This window comes from Intrasporangium sp. (assembly GCF_039812505.1).
Lineage (GTDB): Bacteria > Actinomycetota > Actinomycetes > Actinomycetales > Dermatophilaceae > Intrasporangium_A.
Map to the genome: position 1 here is coordinate 1 of NZ_JBDIAQ010000231.1, position 3821 is coordinate 3821.

5 protein-coding genes are annotated in these 3821 nt (G+C 72.6%); 3 read left to right on the top strand and 2 right to left on the bottom strand.

Translation table 11 applies throughout. The annotated features are described in order from the left end of the window. Positions 1-182 precede the first annotated feature (182 nt). The gene (locus WMI84_RS17425) at positions 183-1175 is read left to right on the top strand and encodes a LuxR C-terminal-related transcriptional regulator (RefSeq protein ID WP_347355042.1); all 993 of its coding nucleotides are present in this window, start codon (positions 183-185) and stop codon (positions 1173-1175) included. Between the two features lie 12 nt (positions 1176-1187). Here the strand turns inward: WMI84_RS17425 and WMI84_RS17430 are convergent, their stop codons facing one another. After that, complete coding sequence (locus WMI84_RS17430; protein WP_347355046.1) at positions 1188-1433, bottom strand: hypothetical protein; 246 nt, start codon at positions 1431-1433, stop codon at positions 1188-1190. 77 nt (positions 1434-1510) lie between these two features. Between WMI84_RS17430 and trxA the strand changes: the two genes are divergently transcribed. After that, positions 1511-1888, top strand: a complete 378-nt coding sequence (gene trxA, locus WMI84_RS17435; RefSeq protein WP_347355043.1) for a thioredoxin — start codon at positions 1511-1513, stop codon at positions 1886-1888. Between the two features lie 8 nt (positions 1889-1896). Then, positions 1897-2292 (top strand): DUF302 domain-containing protein, encoded by a 396-nt coding sequence (locus tag WMI84_RS17440; RefSeq protein WP_347355044.1) that lies wholly within the window; start codon positions 1897-1899, stop codon positions 2290-2292. A 117-nt stretch (positions 2293-2409) separates the two neighbouring features. Here WMI84_RS17440 and WMI84_RS17445 read toward each other — a convergent pair. Next, on the bottom strand, positions 2410-3821 hold a 1412-nt coding region (locus tag WMI84_RS17445; protein ID WP_347355045.1), incomplete at its 5' end, for a rhodanese-like domain-containing protein.

Consider the following 3821-nt stretch of genomic DNA (forward strand, 5'->3'; position numbering starts at 1 on the left):
GCCGGTCCCTGACATTCCCTCCCGTGCCAGGGACCGGCCCTGCACAAACGGTTCCATCCCGTCGAATCGGGCGGCATCGGCCGAAGGATGGAAACTCGCCTCGTCCTGCGGCTGAGGCACCCCGACCGGCGCCACCCGGCCGTCCGGTGGCGGCGCCGCTCCCGGGCGGGGAGGATGAAGGCATGGGACAGGGGGGACGGGGCGAGCGCAGGGCCACGTCGGTCCTGTCCGACGCCGCCGTCCGCGCCCTGCGCTACGCCGACCAGCTCATCCAGGAGGCCGACCGCAGCGACGTGTTCGCGGTCTACGACGCCTGCCGGGCCACGCTTGGGTCGCTGGCGCCGCTCGACGACTTCTACATCGCCCTGATCAACGAGGCCGACCGCCGGATCTCGTACCCATACCTGTTCTCCAACGGCGCATTCGAGGAGGCCGGCACCGTCACGTACGCGCCGAACGGCCTGACCGCGTGGGTCGTCGCGAGCCGGCGGCCCTACCGCTACGCCGACGACGAGGGCGCCCTGCTGAACCGGGGGTATCGCTTCGGCGACGGCGAGCCCTCGGCGGACACGGCCGTCGTTCCCCTGCTCGGCTCCGAGGAGGAGGGCGTGATCGGGCTCATGGGTGCCCTCTCGGACACCGGCGACGCCTTCACGGACGAGACGGTCCGGGCGATGCAGTGGCTCGCCGGCCTTGTGGTCGACCGCCTGCGGGCGAGCGACCCCACGCGTGGGCTCAACCTGTCGCTCGTCTACCCCGAGCTCGACGAGGGCCGGTCCGGCTCCCTCGTCGCCCTCAACGTCGCCGGCAACGCCCTGACCAAGATGGCGCAGGAGCTGACCGCGCTCGCGCAGGAGGTAACGGACGCCGCCCTGGCCGAACGGCTGACCGAGCTGTCGCGCCGCTGCTTCGGGGTCCAGGCCCAACTGGTGACCCGGCTGGGCCCGACGCACGACGCGCCCGTCGACCCGTTGCGCGGCCTCTCCCCCCGGGAGCGGGCGGTCGTCGAGCTGGTGACCGGAGCGGACGGCGACCCCGGCAACGCCGGCATCGCGGCCGTCCTCGGGATCAGCACCGCGACCGTGAAGACCCACATGTCCTCACTGCTGGACAAGCTCGGGCTCGAGCACCGCAGCGAGCTGCGCTGGCTGGTGCGCCAGGGCAGCCACCGCTGACCTCCGGTGGGCTCAGCCCCGGCCGAACAGCCGGGCCAGCATCCCGCCGGCGGGGGCGGCGGCCTGCTTCTCGTGGCCACGGCAGCGCTGGCCGCTCGGGACGTTGCGCATGACCTGGTCGACGTGCTGGCCGCACCCGGCCCACGTCGTCTTGCCACAGGTCCGGCACGTCACGGCACGACACATATCGGTCTCCTTCTCGGGGGCTTCGGCAGGCTGCCGGTAGATCAGCTCGGGGCCGGCCGCGGTCCGGTTCATGGAATGAACTGGCCTGGGCCGACGTTCAAAGGATACCCTAGTGGGTATAAGATGAGCCATCACCTGAAGGAGAGACCATGGCAACCCGCACCCTCACCCAAGCCGACTTCGAGTCGACGATCACCGCCGGCGGCATCGTGCTGGTCGACTTCTGGGCCTCGTGGTGCGGGCCGTGCCGGATGTTCGCCCCCGTGTACGAGGCCGCCTCCGAACAGCACGCGGACATCGTGTTCGGCAAGGTCGACACCGAGGCCGAGCAGGCGCTGGCCGGGGCCGCCGGCATCACCTCGATCCCGACGCTGATGGCGTTCCGCGACGGGATCCTCGTGTTCAGCCAGCCGGGGGCGCTCCCCGCGGCTGCGCTGGAGCAGGTGGTCAGCGGGGTGCGTGGGCTCGACATGGACGAGGTACGCCGACAGGTCGCGGCACAGCAGTCCACCGCGGCCACCGCGTGAGGACCGCCATGGGCTACGCACTCAGCACCACCGTCGGCATGGGTTTCGAGCAGGCCCTCACCGCGACCCGCGAACGGCTGGCCGCCGAGGGCTTCGGAGTGCTGAGCGAGATCGACATCGCCGCCACCCTGAAGGCCAAGATCGGTGCCGAGGTGGCGCCCCAGGTGATCCTCGGCGCCTGCCGGCCCCCGCTCGCGCATGCCGCGCTGCAGGCCGAGCCGTCCATCGGGCTGCTGCTGCCCTGCAACGTCGTCGTACGCAGCCTCGACGATGCCCGCACGGTGGTCGAGGCCATGGACCCGCAGGTCATGGTGGCGCTGACCGGCAACCCGGCCCTCGAGCAGGTGGCCACCGAGGCCCGCGAGCGGATCGGGCGGGCCCTGACGAACCTGGCGCGGGAGTAGTCCCGCGGCCGGCCGCGGCTCTGGGGGGAGACCGCGGGGAAGCCCGCCCGCGCGCGGGCCCGGGGTGGGCGGCATACGGTCGTATGCTGCCCACCCCCGTCTTTGCGAGCCAGTCGTTCAGGAGGTCGCGGGCTCCACGAGCACCCAGGCGCCGTACCCGCCGAGCAGGTCGCTGACGTCCGCAAACCCCTTGGCGCGCAGCAGGCTCGCCCCGACGCTGCTGCGCCACCCACCAGCGCAGTAGAGCAGCACCGGGCAGGTCGGGTCGAGCTCACCGGCACGGGCGACCAGCTGGGCCAGCGGGATGTGCCGCGCGCCCGGCAGCATCCCGGCCGCCAGCTCGCCCGCGTTGCGGATGTCGACGAGCTGGGTGTCCGGTGAGGCCAGCGCGTCCACGGCCTGGCCGACGGTCAGCCGGCTGGCCGGCGTGACATCCCGCTGGTGGGCGAGCAGGTAGGCCTCGGGGTCGGCGACGTAGCCCAGCACGTTGTCGAAGCCGATCCGGGCGAACCGGGTGGCGACCTGCTGCGCCTGGCCCTCCGGCGCCATGACGACGACCTGCTGCTCGGGGGTCAGCACCGTGCCGACCGTCTCGGCGAGCCGGCCGTCCCACGGCACGTTCAGGGCGCCGCGCAGGTGGCCCGCGGCGAACTCCTGCTGGTCGCGCGCGTCGTGCAGGACGGCTCCGGCGGCGAGCGCGGCGTCGACCTGCTCGTCGGTCAGTGCCGGGACGGTGGCGTCGGTGGCACGCACGACGCGGGCGTGCTTGTTCAGGGTGGCGTTGTAGCGGAAGTAGGCCGGGGCCGGCGGCTGGCCCGAGGTGACGACCTCGACGAACTCGGCCTCCGACATCGGCTGGCAGGCGTAGTTGAGGCGGCGCTGCTCGCCGATCGTGGACTGGCGCTCGGTCGAGAGGTTCTTGCCGCACGCCGAGCCGGCGCCGTGGGCCGGGAAGACCCGGACGGCGTCGGGCAGGGTCATCAGCCGGTGCTGGACCGAGTCGTAGAGCATCGCCCCGAGCTGCTCGGCGGTGACGCCCACCGAGGCGAGCAGGTCGGGGCGCCCGACGTCGCCGATGAACAGGGCGTCGCCGGTCAGGACCCCGTAGGCGACCTCGTCGTCGGCGTGCTCGAAGACCAGGACGCTGATCGACTCAGGCGTGTGGCCCGGGGTGGCCATGACCTGCAGGGTCACCTCGCCGAGGCTGATGCGCTCCCCGTCGGCAAGCCGGCGGACCGCGAACTCGGGCTGCGCCGCCGCGCCGTAGCCGATCCAGGCGCCGGTCGCCCGGGCCAGCTCCAGGTGGCCGGAGACGAAGTCGGCGTGGAAGTGGGTGTTGACGACCCCGACGATGCGCAGGCCCTGGGCCTGCGCGTCAGCCAGGTACTCGGCGACGTCGCGCCGCGGGTCGACCACGATCGCCTGACCCGTGGTGCCGTCGCCCACCAGGTAGGACGCCTGCGAGAGACAGTCGAGGTAGTACTGCGTGAAGATCATCGGGTCCTCCGGATGCCGGGCTCGGTTCGAGG

Coding starts and splice junctions, on each gene's coding strand:
- WMI84_RS17425 (WP_347355042.1), top strand. CDS start 183: ATGGGACAGGGGGGACGGGGCGAGCGCAGGGCCACGTCGGTCCTGTCC.
- WMI84_RS17430 (WP_347355046.1), bottom strand. CDS start 1,433: ATGAACCGGACCGCGGCCGGCCCCGAGCTGATCTACCGGCAGCCTGCC.
- WMI84_RS17440 (WP_347355044.1), top strand. CDS start 1,897: ATGGGCTACGCACTCAGCACCACCGTCGGCATGGGTTTCGAGCAGGCC.
- trxA (WP_347355043.1), top strand. CDS start 1,511: ATGGCAACCCGCACCCTCACCCAAGCCGACTTCGAGTCGACGATCACC.